Origin of the sequence: Cupriavidus sp. NPDC089707 (genome assembly GCF_044748965.1) — a bacterium.
Classification (GTDB): domain Bacteria; phylum Pseudomonadota; class Gammaproteobacteria; order Burkholderiales; family Burkholderiaceae; genus Cupriavidus.
Genome location: NZ_JBIVHB010000031.1, coordinates 1 through 17,509 on the forward strand (window position 1 = coordinate 1; position 17,509 = coordinate 17,509).

General features: G+C 66.4%; 13 protein-coding genes and 1 rRNA gene. 10 read left to right on the forward strand and 4 right to left on the reverse strand.

Annotated elements, in window-relative coordinates; genetic code table 11:
• Positions 1-11: 11 nt before the first annotated feature.
• Together rrf and ACIP1U_RS29540 are read left to right on the forward strand one after the other, a co-directional pair.
• Positions 12-124 (forward strand): 5S ribosomal RNA (rrf, locus tag ACIP1U_RS29535).
• 307 nt (positions 125-431) lie between these two features.
• Complete coding sequence (locus ACIP1U_RS29540) at positions 432-1,397, forward strand: DUF3047 domain-containing protein (protein ID WP_400322663.1); 966 nt, start codon at positions 432-434, stop codon at positions 1,395-1,397.
• Positions 1,398-1,413: 16 nt separating this feature from the next.
• Here the strand turns inward: ACIP1U_RS29540 and ACIP1U_RS29545 are convergent, their stop codons facing one another.
• Positions 1,414-2,439 carry a DUF2891 domain-containing protein gene (locus ACIP1U_RS29545; RefSeq protein ID WP_400322665.1) on the reverse strand — a complete coding sequence of 342 codons (1,026 nt, stop codon included), beginning with the start codon at positions 2,437-2,439 and terminating at the stop codon, positions 1,414-1,416.
• A gap of 74 nt (positions 2,440-2,513) precedes the next feature.
• Positions 2,514-3,707 (reverse strand): M20 aminoacylase family protein, encoded by a 1,194-nt coding sequence (locus tag ACIP1U_RS29550; protein ID WP_400322666.1) that lies wholly within the window; start codon positions 3,705-3,707, stop codon positions 2,514-2,516.
• A 345-nt stretch (positions 3,708-4,052) separates the two neighbouring features.
• Between ACIP1U_RS29550 and ACIP1U_RS29555 the strand changes: the two genes are divergently transcribed.
• From ACIP1U_RS29555 to ACIP1U_RS29575, 5 genes are all read left to right on the forward strand, one after another.
• Positions 4,053-5,639, forward strand: a complete 1,587-nt coding sequence (locus ACIP1U_RS29555; RefSeq protein ID WP_400322667.1) for an ABC transporter substrate-binding protein — start codon at positions 4,053-4,055, stop codon at positions 5,637-5,639.
• Between the two features lie 115 nt (positions 5,640-5,754).
• Positions 5,755-6,732 carry an ABC transporter permease gene (locus ACIP1U_RS29560; protein WP_400322669.1) on the forward strand — a complete coding sequence of 326 codons (978 nt, stop codon included), beginning with the start codon at positions 5,755-5,757 and terminating at the stop codon, positions 6,730-6,732.
• Between the two features lie 3 nt (positions 6,733-6,735).
• Entirely contained in the window at positions 6,736-7,674 is a 939-nt protein-coding gene (locus ACIP1U_RS29565) for an ABC transporter permease (RefSeq protein ID WP_400322671.1), read from the forward strand.
• Between the two features lie 16 nt (positions 7,675-7,690).
• A complete protein-coding gene (locus ACIP1U_RS29570) occupies positions 7,691-8,689 on the forward strand; it encodes an ABC transporter ATP-binding protein (RefSeq protein WP_400322673.1) in 999 nt (332 codons plus the stop codon).
• A complete protein-coding gene (locus tag ACIP1U_RS29575; RefSeq protein ID WP_400322675.1) occupies positions 8,686-9,747 on the forward strand; it encodes an ABC transporter ATP-binding protein in 1,062 nt (353 codons plus the stop codon). The genes ACIP1U_RS29570 and ACIP1U_RS29575 overlap by 4 nt, the downstream gene beginning before the upstream one ends.
• Before the next feature lie 177 nt (positions 9,748-9,924).
• Here ACIP1U_RS29575 and ACIP1U_RS29580 read toward each other — a convergent pair whose 3' ends face one another.
• Positions 9,925-11,112: an ABC transporter substrate-binding protein gene (locus ACIP1U_RS29580; RefSeq protein ID WP_400322677.1), complete on the reverse strand. Its 1,188-nt coding sequence runs from the start codon at positions 11,110-11,112 to the stop codon at positions 9,925-9,927.
• 295 nt (positions 11,113-11,407) lie between these two features.
• Here ACIP1U_RS29580 and ACIP1U_RS29585 point away from each other — a divergent pair, with 295 nt between their 5' ends.
• Both ACIP1U_RS29585 and ACIP1U_RS29590 read left to right on the forward strand, forming a co-directional pair.
• Entirely contained in the window at positions 11,408-13,516 is a 2,109-nt protein-coding gene (locus ACIP1U_RS29585) for a molybdopterin-dependent oxidoreductase (protein ID WP_400322679.1), read from the forward strand.
• Positions 13,513-14,649 carry an aminopeptidase gene (locus tag ACIP1U_RS29590; RefSeq protein WP_400322681.1) on the forward strand — a complete coding sequence of 379 codons (1,137 nt, stop codon included), beginning with the start codon at positions 13,513-13,515 and terminating at the stop codon, positions 14,647-14,649. The genes ACIP1U_RS29585 and ACIP1U_RS29590 overlap by 4 nt, the downstream gene beginning before the upstream one ends.
• 72 nt (positions 14,650-14,721) lie before the next feature.
• Here the strand turns inward: ACIP1U_RS29590 and ACIP1U_RS29595 are convergent, their stop codons facing one another.
• Positions 14,722-16,512, reverse strand: coding sequence for an AMP-binding protein (locus ACIP1U_RS29595; RefSeq protein WP_400322683.1), 1,791 nt, complete (start codon positions 16,510-16,512; stop codon positions 14,722-14,724).
• A 168-nt stretch (positions 16,513-16,680) separates the two neighbouring features.
• Between ACIP1U_RS29595 and ACIP1U_RS29600 the strand changes: the two genes are divergently transcribed.
• On the forward strand, positions 16,681-17,331 hold the full coding sequence (locus tag ACIP1U_RS29600; RefSeq protein ID WP_400322685.1) for a TetR/AcrR family transcriptional regulator: 651 nt from the start codon (positions 16,681-16,683) through the stop codon (positions 17,329-17,331).
• The last annotated feature ends 178 nt before the right edge of the window (positions 17,332-17,509 follow it).

Consider the following 17,509-nt stretch of genomic DNA (forward strand, 5'->3'; position numbering starts at 1 on the left):
AACCCCTTATGCCTGGTGACCATAGCGAGTTGGAACCACCCCTTCCCATCCCGAACAGGTCCGTGAAACGACTCCGCGCCGATGATAGTGCGGATACCCGTGTGAAAGTAGGTCATCGCCAGGCTCTTATTGTGCAAAACCCCTCGACAGCGTGTGCTGCGAGGGGTTTTTGCTTTGCGGGTTTTGAGTTGATTCTGTGGGCTGTGTTCGGGGCATGTCACCAGCACCCGCAGTGCCCGGCCGCAAAATCCCCGTTGTTTTCCCGCTGCATCCCGGGTAGCCCAGCATTCCAGCCCTCCAAGCCTTCTGCTATGTTCGAATCCCAAGTGCCCACAAGCGGCACGAAGCCGTTTGCAGCAAGCAGCAAGCAGTGAGCAATAGACAGGCCCTTGCCAAGGAAGCAGGGCCAGTTCCGGGATTCGAGGGGTTACATGACGGCCAAGGTGTTTCGGCTGGTTCTTACTGGCGCCGCCAGCGCGCTGATGCTGGCAGGATGCGCATCCAATCCCCCTGGTTCCTCAGGCTTATCCACCGCCGAAGCTGATTCGGCGCGGGCTACCAGCATTTCGGCGGTCGATTGCCAGGCATTTGCCAAGCGCATGGCGGCGTACGCCGAGGCACAGCGCGCTACCGAGCAGAGCGCCCTGGCTGCGGCCACGCCGGCCGACCCCCTCGCCGCGGCCAATGCCCGCGCTGCCGAAGGCGATGCCGGCGAAGACGGCGAGGAAACTGACGCCGAACCGCCGACCCTCGCCACGCTTCCGCTGTTCTCGGTGGCGCAAGGCGCAGGACAACTGCCGGTCGGCTGGCAGCCGTGGACCATCAACCGCAACAAGATTCCCACCCGCTATGCGCTGGTCGAAGTCGACCAGCGCGTGGTCGTCCATGCACACGCGGAGAGTTCGGCGTCTGGCCTCTATGTACCGCTGCACGACCGTGACGCCGGCATGGTGCGCTGGAGCTGGAAGACCAGCGGCATTATCCGCAATGCCGACAACAGCCACGGTCCCCGCGAGGATTCTCCGCTGCGCCTGTTCGTCGCCTTCGATGGCGACAAGGGCAGCCTGCCGCTGAAAGACCAGCTGATGTACGAGATGGCACGGCTCACCACCGGCCGCGAAATGCCCTACGCCACGCTGATGTACATCTGGGGCGGCAAGCGCGCCGAAGGCTCGGTGGTGGCGAATCCGCATACCGATCGTGTGCGCATGATCGTGGTTGATAGCGGCACGAAGCATGCCAATGAGTGGCGATGCCACGAACGCGACCTGCGCGCGGATTACCGTAAGGCGTTCGGCACCGACCCCGGGCGAGTGGTTGCGGTCGGCATCATGACGGATACCGACAACACCAAGAGCAAGGCGGAATCCTGGTACGGGGATATCGCGCTGGACTGATACCAACGCGGCGGCGTCAGCCGCCGACCGGCTCGGCCATCGCCAGCACCGCGAACGAGGCCAGCCAGTGTGTCGAGACATACTCGCCGGCAACGGCATAGGGCAGCGAAGCCGCGAGATGGTCGGACCAGGCGCGCACGGCCAGCGGGCGCAGCGGTTCCGGCAACGCCGGTTCCAGCAGGCGCCAGCACCACGCGCGCGACAGGTTCAGCCCGTCGAGGTGCGAAGTCTTGGGATCGCTGCGATTGGCGATTTCCACCGGGGTCAGCCAGTTGGCTAGTTCTGCCTGGCCCGGCACGAACATTTCCCACCATTGCCCGAACGCGCTGCCGTCCATGACGGCATGCATCAATACGGCCTCGGTCATGCCGCCCGACAGGAATTCATCGCCGCCTGGCTCATAGCGTGCCGGATAGCTGCGGTCGTGCCCGAACCAACGATGCGCGCGCCGCACGATGGCGCGCCGCAAGGCCGTGTCCTGCGCGGCGCGCACGTAGGCCAGCGCCATCACGCAGGCAAAGGCGCTGTTGAAGTGGGTGCCGGTGCGCACCGGGAAATCCGCCGCGTCAAGAAACTCGGCCAATTGCCGCGACAGGTACGAGGCGAGCGGAGCGCAGGCTTCGGCCCATGCCGCGGCGCGCGGATCCTGCTGCGCCAGCGCCAGCAATTCGGCCTGCAGCTTCAGTACCCAGCCCCAGCCATACGGGCGTTCGAATGTCCGGGAACCGGGCCGATAGAAATAGTCCAGTTCGACCGCGATATGCTGCGGCCGCAACTGCGCGTCAAGCGTATCGCGGAGTTCGGCCGCTTCATCGAGGTCCGGGTACAGCGCCAGCAGCCGCACCAGCAGCCAATGCATATGCACGCTCGAATGCCAGTCATAGCTGCCACAGAAGGCCGGGTGCCAGGTCGCGGGCTCGGCCACGTCGCCGGCGCTGGCCATCATGTGATCCACCTTGTACGGATAGCGGCGTCGGATATTGTCCAGCGCCACGCGCGCAAAGCTGCGCGCCGTCCCCCGATCAAGCGCCGAGCGGCCCATGCAGATGCTCCCCTGTCTTGCGCGAATGCGCTGTTATCGATTCTGCCTGCAGGCTGCGCCTTGAGTTTTAGTTCTTACGCGGGCGCCAGCCACTTCTCCACCAGCCGCACGAAGAAGGTCGAGCCCACCGGCAGCAGTTCGTCGTTGAAGTCGTAGCTGGGGTTATGCAGCATGCACGGCCCCATGCCATGCCCGCTGTCGCGGTGTGCGCCGTCGCCGTTGCCGAGGAACAGGTAGCAGCCCGGCTTTTCTTGCAGCATGAACGAAAAATCCTCGGCGCCCATGGTCGGTTCGACGTCGCTGTCGACATTGGCTTCGCCCACCAGTTCGGCAGCGACCGCGGCGGCGAAGCCTGTTTCGGCCTCGGTGTTGATGGTAGGTGGATAGTTGCGGTGGAATTCGTAGTCGATGGTGCAGTCGAACGCGCTCGCGACGGCGCGGGAGACTTCCTCCATGCGCCGCTCGATCAGGTCTAGCACCGGCACCGTGAACGTGCGCACCGTACCGCCAATCCAGGCTTCGTTCGGCACGATATTGGTTGCGTCGCCGGCATGGAACTGCGTGACCGAGATCACTGCGGTATCAATGGGGCGTTTGTTGCGGGTGATGATCCCTTGCAGCGCCGAGACGATCTGCGCGGCGGTGAAGACCGGGTCGTTGCCATTGTGCGGCATGGCCGCATGCGCCCCTTTGCCGCGTACGACGATGCGGAATTCATTGCTCGATGCCATCAGCGGACCCGCGCGCGTGCCGAAAGCGCCAACCGGCATGCCTGGCCAATTGTGGACGCCGAAGACCGCATCGCAGGGAAAACGAGAGAAGAGTCCGTCCTTGATCATTTCGCGTGCGCCGCCGCCGCCTTCCTCGGCCGGCTGGAAGATCAGGTGCACGGTGCCATCGAAGGGCTTGTGCTGCGCCAGGTAACGCGCCGCGCCGAGCAGCATCGCGGTATGCCCGTCGTGGCCACACGCATGCATCTTGCCTGCATGCTGCGATCGATGGCCGAAGGTGTTGGCCTCTTGCAGCGGCAGCGCGTCCATGTCGGCGCGCAGGCCGATGGTGCGCGCGCTGCTGCCGTTGCGGATCACGCCGACCAGGCCGGTGGTGCCGAGGCCGCGATGCACTTCGATGCCCCACGACTCGAGGTTGCGCGCGACCACGTCGGCAGTGCGCTGTTCCTCGAAGCAGAGTTCCGGGTGGGCGTGGATGTCGCGGCGAATCTCGCGGATTTCGGCTTGCGCCTGCAGGATTTCGGGGATGAGCTTCATGATGCCGGAGTCTGGGCGTGGCGAGCCGGGTAGGCGTCGGATAACCCCGATCATACGATGCCTCTCGGAAAAGCGCCAAAATGCGCCGGGTTATGCCCCATCCAGCGAATGGCGCGGTGCAATATGCCGGACGGTGTGGGTTTCCCCGCATTGCCGTCGTATGTCGACTGCTGGAACAGTTCATGCTTGAAGTGCCCGGCCGGCAATTTGCCGTTTTGCGCTGCATCCCTGCGCCAGCGAGCGCACCAAAAAGCAGCGCCCGTGCGCGACCTGCTGCGTGACCCGCGGCGCGCGCATTGCCGATCCTCAAACGTCTGCTTCACTTCCTACAGGGAGAATTGCGCGATGTCCCTTCGCACTTTCAAGAAGGCAATCGGCGTTGTCGCCGTGGCCGGGGCCCTTGGCCTGGCCTGGTCCGGCAGCGCCCAGGCCGCGGACCTGAAACTGGCCATGAGTTCGCCGCCGACCTCGATGGATCCGCACTTCTACAACCTGTTCTCCAACATCAACGTGTCGGAGCACATCTTCGACTCGCTGGTGAAGATGGATCCGGACAGCCGCATCATCCCGGGCCTGGCCGAGTCGTGGAAGCTGGTCAACAACCTGACGTGGGAATTCAAGATCCGCAAAGGTGTGAAGTTCCACGATGGAACTGAGCTGACCACCGAGGACATCGTCTGGTCGCTGGACCGCCCGGCCACCATCCAGAACAGTCCCGGCAAGTTCGACGTCTACACCAAGGCGATCGTCAACAAGAAGGTGATCGACAAGTACACCATCCAGCTGACCACCAACCAGCCGTATCCGCTGATGCTGAATGACCTGACGTCGATCTTCATCGTGCAGAAGAAGGCGACGCAGGGCTTGAGCTCGGATGACTTCGCGCAGGGCAAGGGCATGATCGGCACCGGCCCGTTCAAGTTCGTCAGCTATGCGCGCGACGACCGGGTCGAACTGGTGCGCAACGACAACTACTGGGGCGCCAAGCCTGCCTGGGACAAGGCCACGCTGCGCTTCATCCCCAACCCGGCCACGCGCCTGGCGGCGCTGCTGTCGGGCGATGTGCAGGCGATCGAGAACGTGCCGACGCCTGACCTCCCCAAGGTGCGCCAGGATCCCAAGCTGTCGTTCTTCTCCAAGATTTCGCATCGCGTGATCTACCTGTACTTCGATGCCAAGCGCGACAAGTCACCCTACGTCACCACGAAGGAAGGCGCGCCGCTGGACAAGAACCCGCTGAAGGATGCGCGCGTGCGCAACGCCATCAGCATGGCGATCAACCGGCAGGGCATCAAGGACAGGCTGATGGAAGGCCTGTCCGAGCCGACCAACAACCTGGTGCCACCCACGCTGTTCGGCTACAACCCCAACCTGAAGACGGTCAAGTACGACCCGGAGAGCGCCAAGAAACTGCTCGCCGAGGCGGGCTTCCCGAACGGCTTCGGCGTGACGCTGCACACGCCCAACAACCGCTACGTCAACGACGAGAAGATCGCGCAGACCATCGCGCAGAACCTTACCCGCATCGGCATCGCCACCAAGGTGGAAGGCATGCCGATGGCGACGTACTCGTCCAAGGGCATCAAGCACGAGTGGTCGTTCGGCCTGCTCGGCTGGGGTGCGCAGACCGGCGAGGTCAGCTCGCCGCTGCGCGCGCTGCTGGCGTGCGAGGACAGCAAGAAGGGCTTCGGCACCACCAACTGGGGCGAGTACTGCAACCCGAAGATGGACGTGGTGCTGGAGAAGGCGCTGTCCACCGTGGATGACGGCGAGCGCTCCAAGCTGCTGCAGGAAGCCACCGCGATCGCGATCAACGATGGCGGTATCATCCCGATCCACCAGCAGGTGACCACCTGGGCCACGCAGAAGGGCATCGTCTACGTGCCGCGTACCGACGAGCGCACCTACGCGCATAACTTCAAGCCCCAGTAAGCAGGCTGCCTGCTGCTGAGTTCGCGGTGCCGCGCATGGCTGCCGCGCCGCCTGGAAGCGCATGGCGCTCCCGGGCGGCGTGCGCATTCGCGCGCGAAAGGATAGTGGTCTGAATATGCTGGTTTTCATCATCCGGCGCCTGATGCAGAGCGTAGTGGTGCTCTTCGTCATGTCGCTGCTGGTTTTCCTCGGCGTCTTTGCCATCGGCAATCCCGTCGACATCCTGATCAACCCGCAGGCCGACCAGGAGGACATCAAGCGCACCATCGCCGCGCTTGGCCTGGACAAGCCGCTGTGGGAGCAATACTGGGTGTTCCTGCAGAACGCGCTGCAAGGTAACCTGGGTACCTCGTTCGCACACGGCACGCCCGCGCTCAAGCTGATCTTCGAGCGCATGCCGGCCACCATGGAGCTGGCCGTGTCCGCGATCCTGCTGGCGATCGTGCTTGGCATCCCGCTGGGGCTGTGGGCCGGATTGCGCCCCAACGGCGTGGCGGGCAAGTCGATCATGACGGTGTCGATCCTGGGCTTCTCGCTGCCCACGTTCTGGGTTGGCCTGATGCTGATCATGGTGTTTGCGGTGCAGCTCGGCTGGCTGCCGTCCAACGGGCGCGGCGAGACCGTGCGCGTGCTTGGCATCCCGCTCAGCTTCCTGACCGTTGACGGCATCCGCCATCTGGTGCTGCCGGCGGTGACGCTGTCGCTGCTGAATATCGCCATGGTGATCCGGCTCACGCGCGCCGGCACGCAGGAGGCGATGCTGCAGGACTACGTCAAGTTCGCGCGTGCCAAGGGCCTGTCCAACACGCGTATCGTCGGCGTGCATGTGCTGAAGAACATCCTGATCCCGATCGTCACGGTGATCGCGCTGCAGTTCGGCTCGATCATCGCATTTGCGATCGTGACCGAATCGATCTTTGCCTGGCCCGGCATGGGCAAGCTGATCATCGACTCGATCCAGTTGCTGGACCGGCCGGTGATCGTCGCCTACCTCATGGTGATCGTGACGCTGTTCATCCTGATCAACCTGTTGGTGGACATCGTCTACAGCATGCTCGATCCGCGCGTGCGCATTGCCGACAACAAGGGCTGAGCCATGACCGCCACCACCGTCGAACCGCAAGACAAGACGCCGCCGGGCGCACCGCCGGCCGCGCGCGAACAGTCGCCGTGGCGCCGCTTTGCCACGGAGTTCTTTTCCAGCAAGATCGCCGTGGCCGGGCTGGCCACGCTGGTCACCATCATCCTGATTGCGATCCTCGCGCCATGGCTGGCGCCGCAGAACCCGTATGACCTGGCTACGCTCGACGTGCTAGACGCGCGCCTGGCGCCGGGCGAGAAGGCCGGTACCGGTATGACCTTCCTGCTCGGCTCGGACGAGCAAGGGCGCGACATCCTGTCCGCGGTGATGTACGGGCTGCGCATCAGCATCGGCGTGGGCGTGGTCAGCACCGTGATCGCACTGCTGCTGGGCGCCACGCTGGGGCTGCTGGCCGGCTTCCTGGGCGGGCGTACCGAAGCCTTCATCATGCGCGTGGCCGACCTGCAGCTGTCCTTCCCGCCGATCCTGCTGGCGCTGATCCTGCTGGCGTTCCTGCGCCCGGGGCTGGGCAACATCGTGATCGCGCTGGTGGCGGTGCAGTGGGCCTACTACGCCCGTACCACGCGCAGCGCCGCGCTGGTGGAGCGCCGCAAGGAATATATCGAGGCGGCCACCTGCCTGGGCCTGCCTCCGCGCCGCATCATGTTCCGCCACCTGTTGCCCAACTGCCTGCCGCCGCTGATCGTGATCGCTGCGCTGCAGGTGGCGTCGGCGATCACGCTGGAGGCGACGCTGTCGTTCCTAGGGCTCGGCGTGCCGATCACGGAGCCGTCGCTGGGCTCGCTGATCTCCAACGGCCAGCAATACATGCTGTCGGGCAAGTACTGGATCAGCTTTTTCCCGGGCATCGCGCTGGTGGTCACCATCGTGGCGATGAACCTGGTCGCCGACCAGCTGCGCGACGTGCTCAACCCGCGCCTGCAGACGCAATAACCCGCGGGAGACCGACATGGCACAACCTACGCTGGTCGTAGAGAACCTGAAGACGCATTTCTACACGCGCGGCGGCATTGCCAAGGCCGTCGACGACGTGTCTTTTACCGTGGGCCGCGGCGAGATCATGGGGCTGGTGGGCGAGTCCGGCTCCGGCAAGTCGATGACCGGCTACTCGATCATGGGCCTGGTCGACCCGCCCGGGAAGGTCGTTGACGGGCGCGTCGCGCTGACCAGCCGCGACGGCATTACGCGCGATCTGCGCGCGCTGACGCCGGCGCAGCAGCGCGACGTGCGCGGCAACCGCATCGCGATGATCTTCCAGGACCCGATGATGACGCTCAACCCGGTCCTGCGCATCGACACGCAGATGATCGAGGCGGTGCTGGCGCACGAGAACGTCGGCAAGGCGGTGGCGCGCGAGCGTGCGCGCAATGCCCTGGCGCGGGTCGGCATTCCTTCCCCGGACGAGCGCCTTCTGGCCTATCCGCACCAGTTCTCGGGCGGCATGCGTCAGCGCGTGGCGATCGCGATCGCGCTGCTGAACAAGCCCGACCTGATCATCGCCGACGAGCCGACCACGGCGCTCGACGTCACCATCCAGGGGCAGATCCTGTACGAGATGCAGACCCTGTGCCGCGAGTCCGGCACGGCACTGATCTGGATCACGCACGATCTGTCGGTGGTGGCAGGGCTGGCCGACACCGTGTGCGTGATGTATGCCGGCAAGATTGTCGAAGCCGGCGATGTGCGCCAGGTGCTTGAGCATCCGGAGCATCCGTACACGCACGGCCTGATCGGTTCGGCACCGTCGCGCAACCCGCGCGGCGCCCCGCTGCGGCAGATCCCGGGGATGACGCCATCGTTGCTGAACCTGCCGGGCGGCTGCTCGTTCCGCGAGCGCTGCCCGTACGCGACCGCCGCGTGCAAGACCGAGCCGCCGCTGGAGACTGCGCCTGACGGCCGCCGCTTGCGCTGCTTCCACCCGGTGCTGGCCAACCAGGAGGCGGCATGACCACGACTGAACTGCAATCCCGACCGATGGCAAACACCGCGGCTGACCCAGGTGAGACGCCCGTGGCGCCGCTGCTGGAGCTGCGCGGCGTGTCCAAGCGCTTCGTCAAGTCGCTCGACACCGCGGCGCGCATCGCCAACCTGTTCGGCGCCCATGCGCATGAAGAGGTAGTGCATGCGGTCGACCGCGTCGACCTGAGTATCCGCACTGGAGAAGTGGTGGGCCTGGTGGGCGAATCCGGCTGCGGCAAGTCCACGCTGGGCCGCATGGCGGTGGGCCTGCACACACTGACAGAAGGCGAGCGGCTGTGGCGCGGCACCAACCTCGACCACCTGCCGCCGGACAAGCGCCGCGAGAAGCAGCTGGCGATCCAGATGATCTTCCAGGACCCATACGCCTCGCTCAATCCGCGGCTGCGCGTGCTGGATATCGTCGGCGAGGCGCCGGTGGTGCACGGCATGGTCGACCGTGGCGGGCAGAAGGGCTATGTCGAGGACATGCTGGTGCGCGTCGGCATGGACCCGACCGTGCTGCGGCGCTTCCCGCACCAGTTCTCGGGCGGGCAGCGCGCGCGCATCGGCATTGCGCGGGCGTTGGCGGTCAAGCCGGAGTTCCTGGTCTGCGATGAGTCGGTGGCGGCGCTCGATGTATCGATCCAGGCGCAGGTGCTGAATCTGTTCATGCGGCTGCGCGAAGAACTGAACCTGACCTACCTGTTCATCAGTCATGACCTCGGCGTGGTCAAGCACATCAGCGACCGCGTGGTGATCATGTACCTGGGGCGGGTGGTCGAGTCGGCGCCGACCGAGGACGTGTTCGCCGCGCCGAACCATCCCTACACGCAGGCGCTGCTGGCCGAAGCGCCGAAGCTGGAGGTCGGCAAGAAGACTTATGTGGCGATCAAGGGCGAGATTCCGTCACCGTTGAATCCGCCGCCGGGGTGCCATTTCCATCCGCGCTGTCCCTATGCGATGCCACGTTGCAGGGAGGAGCAGCCGGTGTTGAAGGAGATTGCGCCGATGCGGTTTTCGGCTTGTCATTTGAATGACATGAAGTAGGGCGAGGGCAGGTGCGGTTCCGCCGGTTTTCTCCCCTCTCCCGCTTGCGGGAGAGGGGTTGGGGGAGAGGGCAGGCGCATGGCAAGCACGATAGCGCTTCACTTCGTGGACACGCGGGCCCTCTCCCCCGCCCCTCTCCCAGAGGGAGAGGGGAGAAAACCGGCGCGGCTGGAAGAGTTACCGAATCACCTGTCCCTTCGAATTGATCACCGTCATCTCCACGAACCGTGATCCCACATGGTTCTCCGGCGTGAAGTTGACGATGAATCCGCCCAGGTCAACGCTGCGCATCGATTCCAGCGCCGTCACCAGCTTCTCGCGCGTCAGGTCCTTGCCCGCGCGGCGCAGTCCTTCGGTCAAGGCCTTCGCCGCGATGTAGCCCTCGATGCTGGCGTAGTCGAACTCGTTCGGCTTGCCCGCGGCCTGCAGCAGGCGCAGGTATTCACGCACCACCGGCAGCGTCGCATTGCCCGGATGCGGCATCACCTGCGAGATGATCACGCCACTGCCTTTCGCGCCGACCTCATTGGCCAGCGCCTGCGTGCCGACGAACGAGACGTTGTAGAACTGCCCGTTGTAGCCGCGGCGCAGCGCTTCCTTGACGAAGGCGCCGGCGGTGCGATACGCGCTGATCATCACCACGGTGTCCGGCTTGGCCTTGATCACGCCCTGCATGGCGTCACCGATTTCCACCGTATTGCGGACCACGGCTTCACGCGCGACCAATTGCACGCCGCTGTCGGCGGCGGTCTTCAGTGCGCGTTCCAGCTCCTCCAGCTCGGCCTTGCCGTAGGCATCGTCGTTGTAGACCACGGCCACGCGCTTCAGGCCGGTGGTCTGGATCTGGCGCAGGATTGCCGTGGCTTCGTCGCTGTAGCCGGCGCGGACATGGAAGACGTAGCGGCTGCGCGGCTCGCGCACCGAGCGCGCGCCGGTGTACGGGCCGAAGAACGGCACCCTGGCCTGTGTCGCCAGCGGCAGCGCGGCCTGGCTGGTGGGCGTGCCGACGTAGCCGAACAGCGCGAAGACGCGGTCTTGCTCGATCAGCTTGCGTGTGTTCTTGGCGGCAGGCTCCGGCTCGTAGTAGTCGTCCAGCGCCTCGAGCCGGATCTTGCGGCCAAAAATGCCGCCTTGCTGGTTGATGTGGTCGAAATAGAGCCGTGCGCCCGCGTTCATCTGCTTGCCGAGCGACGCGGCTGGCCCGGTCAGCGCGGCCGATTGACCCAGCAGGATGGTATCGGCGGTGACGCCGGTTTCGGATATGGCAGTGCTGGCGATGGCAGCGCCGGATGCCCCGCCCGTGCCGATGGCGCACGCCACCAGCAGGCCGGCAAGCCGGCCTTTGACCCCGGATCGGAAAAACATAAATCCCCGCAAAATGTGGTTCGGTTACCCGTTCGCCGCCATGGGCCGGTCTGCGCCGGCATTGGACGGCAAGCGCGCGGCCAGCGTGGTGCCGGCCGCGCGCCGGCACATCATATCGAATACAATCCGATCGAGATACTCCCCGCCCCGGCCCCGCACGCCCGCACGGACGGGGACGCGCCGCAGCGCCGGCGCAGGCCCGAGACCCGCGGCCCGCGACCCGGGCGCCTGCGCCATAAGTTCACGTTCCGACCGAACGAACGATAACGACAGACCGCCAGCCCCCGGAGATCCCATGGCTTCCCGCATTGTCCGCGCCGCCTGCCCGCATGACTGCCCCGACACCTGTGCCTTGCTCGTCACCGTCGAGGACGGCCGCGCCGTCAAGGTGGCAGGCGACCCGGAGCACCCCGGCACGCAGGGGGTGCTGTGCACCAAGGTATCGCGCTACACCGAACGCACCTACCATCCCGACCGCCTGCTGACGCCGATGAAGCGCATCGGCAAGAAGGGAGAAGGCAAGTTCGCACCGATTTCCTGGGACGAAGCGCTCGACACCATTGCCACGCGCCTGCAGACCATCGCAGCGCGCGATCCGCAGGCCATCGTGCCATACAGCTACGCCGGCACCATGGGTCTCGTGCAGGGCGAGAGCATGGCCGCACGCTTCTTCCACAAGCTGGGCGCATCGCGGCTGGACCGCACCATCTGCGCCAGCGCCGGCGCCACAGCGTTGCGCTATACCTATGGTGCCAGCGTCGGCATGGACATGGAGAACGTGGTCGATGCCAGGCTCGTCATCATCTGGGGCGGCAACCCGATCGCTTCCAACCTGCATTTCTGGACCCGCGCACAGGAAGCCAAGCGGCGCGGCGCCACGCTGGTGGCGATTGATCCCTACCGCTCGCTGAGTGCCGAGAAATGCCATCGCCATATCGCGCCGATGCCCGGTACCGACGGCGCGCTGGCCCTGGGCATGATCCATGTGCTGGTCCGCGACGGGCTGCTCGACCACGACTACATCGAACGCCACACGGTGGGCTTCGAGAGGCTGCGCGAGCGCGCCCAGGCCTATCCGCCGGCGCGCGTGGCCGAGATCTGCGGCATCCCGGTTGAAGACATCGAGTGGCTGGCAGGCCTCTACGGCCAGCTGGCGGTGCGCGAGCGCCAGCCGGTGGCGATCCGCCTGAACTACGGCATGCAGCGCGTTCACGGCGGCGGCCAGGCGGTGCGAGCGGTGGCGTGCCTGCCGTCGCTGGTGGGCGCGTGGCGTCATGCCGCCGGTGGGCTGCAGCTGTCGACCTCGGGCTTCTTTCCGATCAACGACGCCGCGCTGCAGCGGCCCGACCTGCTGCCGGGCTGGCCCGGCAAGCTGCCGCGCCTGGTCAACATGAGCACCATCGGCGATGCGCTGCTGGCTGACGCCGCGCCCGGCGCGCCACGGATCGAGGCGGTGGTGGTCTACAACAGCAACCCGGTCGCGGTGGCGCCGGAGTCGGCCAGGGTCGCCGCCGGCTTCGCGCGCGAGGACCTGTTCACGGTGGTGCTGGAGCATTTCCGCACCGATACCGCCGACTATGCCGACATCCTGCTTCCGGCCACTACGCAGCTCGAGCACACCGACGTGCACAAGGCCTACGGCCACACCTATTTCCTCGCCAACAACGCCGCGATCGCGCCGATGGGCGAGGCGCTGCCCAATACCGAGATCTTCCGGCGGCTGGCGCAGCGCATGGGTTTCACCGAGCCGTGCTTCGCCGACAGCGACGAGGACATCGCCGCGCAGGCAATCTTGCCGGGCGATGCGCGCGCCGCCGGGATCAGCTGGGCGTCGCTCAAGGAGCAGGGCTGGCAGAAGCTGGCGCTGGCGCCGGCACCGTTCGCCGAAGGCGGCTTTCCCACCGCCTCGGGCAAGTGTCAGCTCTATTCCGAGCCGATGGCGCGCGACGGCTTCGACCCGCTGCCTGACTACGTGCCGCAGTACGAGTCCCCGGCGACCGCGCCGGAACTCGCGGCGCGCTACCCGCTGGCGATGATCTCGCCGCCGGCGCGCAATTTCCTGAACAGCTCCTTCGTCAATGTCGACAGCCTGCGCGCCACCGAGGGCGAGCCGCACCTGGACATCCACCCGGCCGACGCCGCCGAGCGCGGCATCGTGCATGGCGCCATGGTGCGCGCCTTCAATGACCGCGGCAGCATGCTGGCGCGCGCCCGCGTGACCGACCGCGCCCGGCGCGGGCTGGTGGTGGGCCTGTCCATCTGGTGGAAGAAGCTGGCTTCGGACGGCAAGAACGCCAACGAGCTGACCAGCCAGCGCCTGACCGACCTGGGCCGGGCGCCGGTCTTCTACGACTGCCTGGTGCAGGTCGAGGCCTGCACGGAAGGGGCAGTCCTGCCGGCATGAGTACGCGACCCGGCCGCCGGCGCGGGGCGGCAATCCTGGCGGCGGCGGTCATGACGGCCCTGGCCCTGCTCACGGCCGGGTGCGAAACCGTGGGCTACTACGCGCAGTCGATCGGCGGCCACCTCGGCGTGATGGCGCAGGCGCAGCCGCTCAACGACGCTATCGCCGGCGCGCGCGACGCCAACGACGCGCGCCTGGCGCAACGGCTGGCGCTGGCCGGCCGCATCCGCGACTATGCCTCGCGCGAGCTGAAGCTGCCCGACAACGGCAGCTACCGCCGCTACGCCAACCTGCACCGGCCCTACGTGGTGTGGAGCGTGTTTGCCACGCCCGAGCTGTCGATGGAGTTGCGCAAGTGGTGCTTCCCCATCGTCGGCTGCATCAGCTACCGGGGCTACTACGCGCAGGCCGATGCCGAGCAGTACGCGCAGGGATTGCGCCGCGACGGCCAGGAAGCGTACGTGGCGGGCATCCCCGCCTATTCGACGCTGGGCTATTTCGACGACCCGCTGCTCAATACCTTCGTCTACCTGCCGGAGGGCGAGCTGGCGCGGCTGATCTTCCACGAACTGGCGCACCAGGTGGTCTACGTGCGCAACGACACCGCCTTCAACGAGTCCTTTGCCACCGCCGTGGAAGCCGCCGGCGTGGAGCGCTGGCTGGCCGAGGATGCGTCGGAGGATGCGCGCGCCAGCTATCGCCAGTACGACGCGCGCCGCCAGCAGTTCCGCGCGCTGCTGCTCGGCACGCGCGACCGGCTGGCGGCGCTGTACCAGACGCCGCTGGACGACGAAGCCAAGCGCGAGGGCAAGGCCAGGATCTTCGCTGACCTGCGCGCGCAATACGCGCGGCTCAAGGTGGAGTGGGGCAACTACAGCGGCTATGACCGCTGGTTCGACCAGCCGCTGACCAATGCCCACCTGGCGGCGGTGGCGACCTACCAGCAGTGGGTGCCGGCCTTTACCGCGCTGCTGGTGCAGTGCGACGGCGACTGGCGCCGTTTCTATGAAGAAGCCGGCCGCATCGGCGCGCTGCCGTCCGCCGAGCGCGAGGCCACGCTGCGTAGGCTGGCGCCGCCCGCTACCCGTGTCGATACGCTGACCGCCAGCGGCAAGGCGGCCGGGACCAACTGACGGCTGCCACGTCTCGATAACGCGCCCTTTCCCCTCGGGCTGGCGGCACGGGCGCAAGGCCGCCGCCGCAAGTCAGTCCAGCCGTGCCGCCAGCGCCACCAGATCCTGCTTGCGCACCTTTCCCGTCGCCGTCAGTGGCAGCGCATCGACAATGCGCACCTCCGGCACCTTGTAGACCGCCATGCTGCCTCGACACCACGCGGTCAGCGCGGCGGCGTCGACGCTGCCGGCGGCCTCAGGCTTCAGCATGACAAAGGCCACCGGCGCCTGCCCGCGATCCTCGTCGGGGCGGCCGACCACGGCAGAGCCCAGTACGGCCGGGTGCTGGCCGAACATCGTCTCGATCTCCGCCGGAAACACGCTCATGCCGTTCACCTTCAGCATTTCCTTGCGGCGGCCGAGGTAGTGGATATAGCCCTGTTCGTCGATCAGGCCGATATCGCCGGTATGGAACCAGCCGTCGCGCATCGATTCGCGCGTGGCGTCGGGCTTGTTCCAATAGCCCTTGAGCAGCGTCGGCGTACGCACGCACAACTCGCCCTCGCTGCCCAGTGGCAGCAGGCTGCCGGTGCCGAAGTCGCACACCTTGAACTCGGTGCCGGGTACCGGGAGGCCGACGAAGACCGGCTGCGCGTGCAGGTCCATGTCACCGTCCTGCATGCCGTAGGTGTAGGTGTTGCAGGTCTGGGTCTCGGTCATGCCCCAGGCGGTTTCGGCGATGGTCGAGCCGGTCAGCACCTGCCAGCGGCGGCGGTATTCCAGGTTCAGCTTCTTGACGAACGACGACACGCCCACGTGGCGCAGTGAGCGCAAGTCATATTCGCCCACGCGAGGGTGGTCCATCACCTCGACCGCGCTGTCCACCAGCATCGACGCGTTGGTCACGCGGTAGCGCTGCACCGCGGCCATGAAGGTCTGCGCGTCCCAGCGCGCCAGCAGCACCAGCGGGATGCCATGGAAGGCGGGGAAGATCAGGCACAGGTTCTCGCCGGCGATCCAGAACTCAGGGAAGAAGCCAAGCATGACGGTGTCTTCCTGCACCGGCAGCCCCACCGCGCCGAACGCGGCGGCCATGTCGACCATGTCGCCCTGCGTGTGGATGCAGCCCTTGGGCAGGCCGGTGGTGCCGCCGGTGTAGTTCAGCGCGGCGGGCGCGTCGATGTCCGGCACCGCCATTGGCGTCGGCGCGACGCAGGCGGCGATGGCGGGCAGCAGGTCGATGGCGCGGTCTTCCGCCTCAAGCTCGTAGCGCGTCGCCTGCACCATCGGCGGCAGCGGCAGCGTGGGTTCGGCCGGCGCGACCTCGGCGAAGCTGGTGACAAACAGCAGTGACAGCGGATCGTCGGCACCCAGTTCGTCGCGCGCATCGCCCACCAGCGGCAGCAACTGGTCCAGCGCCACCAGCGCGCGTGGCGTCGCGTCGCGCAGTGCGTGCAGCAGCTCGGCGTGCTGCGACAGCGGACTGATCGGCACGTACACCGCGCCCAGCTTCAGGATGGCAAAGAACACCACATGGAACTGCGGGCAGTTGGGCAGCAGCACCGCCACGCGGTCGCCGGCACCGATGCCGCTGGCGGCCAGCAGCGCGGCACAGCGGTCGCTCTGCGCGTCGAGTTCGGCGTAGGTGGTCTGGTGGCCGTAGAAGATCACCGCAGGCTGGTCGGGCAGCGCTTGGCCCCAGTGGCGCAGCATCTCCGACAACGGAATGCGGCCCAGCGGGTACTGCGGGGTGGTCGGTGCGCCGGTCGGCCAGGCCGCCTGCCAGCGGCGGCGCAGGTCGGCAAGATAGTCAGCCTCGGAGGTCGGAGCAGGTGCGGGTGCGGCAGGCGGTGCGCCCGCGGCATGCGTTGTGGTCTGGTCCATCCGTGCGGGTCTCCTCGCAGTGATCGGTGCCGGCGCACAAGCAGGCCGCCGCGCGGGTATGTACCTGTTGGTAGCTCTCTATACCGATGGGTAAGATGCTATGGCGATCCCGCGCTTGCGTCAATGTGACGGATGGTTGCCCCATTCCGCCATGCGAGAATTGCGATCATGTCGACCGTACAGAGACCCGCCCCGTCAGACGTAGCACCCGAGCCCGTGCCGGCGCGCCTGCATGTCGCCGAGCGCCAGGAAGCGCGCCGCCGCCAGATCCTCGATACCGCCGCGCAGCTCTTCTATACCAAGGGCTATCCCGGCATGACCATGAACGACTTGTGCCGCGCGCTGGGCGTGACCAAGCCGGCGGTCTACTACTACTTCACCGACAAGTACGAGATTTTCGACATCCTGTGCCGCGAGTCGGCGCAGACCTGCCTGCCCGTGATCCGGGAGACCGCCGACCCTGTGCTGCCAGTGCGCGAGCGCCTGCATGCCTGCCTGCTCGAGATGGCGCGCCGCTGTGTCGCCTGCCACGTGCCGGCGACGCTCAGCTTTCGCGACAACCAGTACCTGCGTCCCGATACCGTGGCCTGGCTCGACAGCATGGCGCGCGGCTTCTACCGCGACCTGTATGCGTTGCTGGAAGAGGGCAGGCGTGAGGGCGTGTTTGCCTTTGGCGATGCGCGCGTGACGGCGCATGCAATCGGCAGCGTGGTCGGCTTCATGTACACGTGGCACCAGCCTGGCCGCATGGATGACGAGGCGCTTGCGCACGAACTCGCCACCAACATGATGAAGCTGGTGCTGCCCAGCGGCGGCTAAGCCCACCGTCCTAGGGGTTATCCCGCTGCCACCGCGGCGCCGGTGGCGCATAATGCCCGTCAGGGGCGCATTGCCCCGTGCGATGGCCTCGAGGACTTCGTCTAAGTTGTTGTTTCAACCGGGGCGCGCGTTTAGTATCTCGGCAAAATCGAACGACCATTCACAAATTCAGGAGACG

What these genes read in the sequence shown, in the direction of transcription:
- ACIP1U_RS29545 (WP_400322665.1), bottom strand. Translation starts at nt 2,439, where the DNA reads ATGGGCCGCTCGGCGCTTGATCGGGGGACGGCGCGCAGCTTTGCGCGC.
- ACIP1U_RS29565 (WP_400322671.1), top strand. Translation starts at nt 6,736, where the DNA reads ATGACCGCCACCACCGTCGAACCGCAAGACAAGACGCCGCCGGGCGCA.
- ACIP1U_RS29590 (WP_400322681.1), top strand. Translation starts at nt 13,513, where the DNA reads ATGAGTACGCGACCCGGCCGCCGGCGCGGGGCGGCAATCCTGGCGGCG.
- ACIP1U_RS29540 (WP_400322663.1), top strand. Translation starts at nt 432, where the DNA reads ATGACGGCCAAGGTGTTTCGGCTGGTTCTTACTGGCGCCGCCAGCGCG.
- ACIP1U_RS29555 (WP_400322667.1), top strand. Translation starts at nt 4,053, where the DNA reads ATGTCCCTTCGCACTTTCAAGAAGGCAATCGGCGTTGTCGCCGTGGCC.
- ACIP1U_RS29600 (WP_400322685.1), top strand. Translation starts at nt 16,681, where the DNA reads ATGTCGACCGTACAGAGACCCGCCCCGTCAGACGTAGCACCCGAGCCC.
- ACIP1U_RS29570 (WP_400322673.1), top strand. Translation starts at nt 7,691, where the DNA reads ATGGCACAACCTACGCTGGTCGTAGAGAACCTGAAGACGCATTTCTAC.
- ACIP1U_RS29585 (WP_400322679.1), top strand. Translation starts at nt 11,408, where the DNA reads ATGGCTTCCCGCATTGTCCGCGCCGCCTGCCCGCATGACTGCCCCGAC.
- ACIP1U_RS29580 (WP_400322677.1), bottom strand. Translation starts at nt 11,112, where the DNA reads ATGTTTTTCCGATCCGGGGTCAAAGGCCGGCTTGCCGGCCTGCTGGTG.
- ACIP1U_RS29560 (WP_400322669.1), top strand. Translation starts at nt 5,755, where the DNA reads ATGCTGGTTTTCATCATCCGGCGCCTGATGCAGAGCGTAGTGGTGCTC.
- ACIP1U_RS29575 (WP_400322675.1), top strand. Translation starts at nt 8,686, where the DNA reads ATGACCACGACTGAACTGCAATCCCGACCGATGGCAAACACCGCGGCT.
- ACIP1U_RS29595 (WP_400322683.1), bottom strand. Translation starts at nt 16,512, where the DNA reads ATGGACCAGACCACAACGCATGCCGCGGGCGCACCGCCTGCCGCACCC.
- ACIP1U_RS29550 (WP_400322666.1), bottom strand. Translation starts at nt 3,707, where the DNA reads ATGAAGCTCATCCCCGAAATCCTGCAGGCGCAAGCCGAAATCCGCGAG.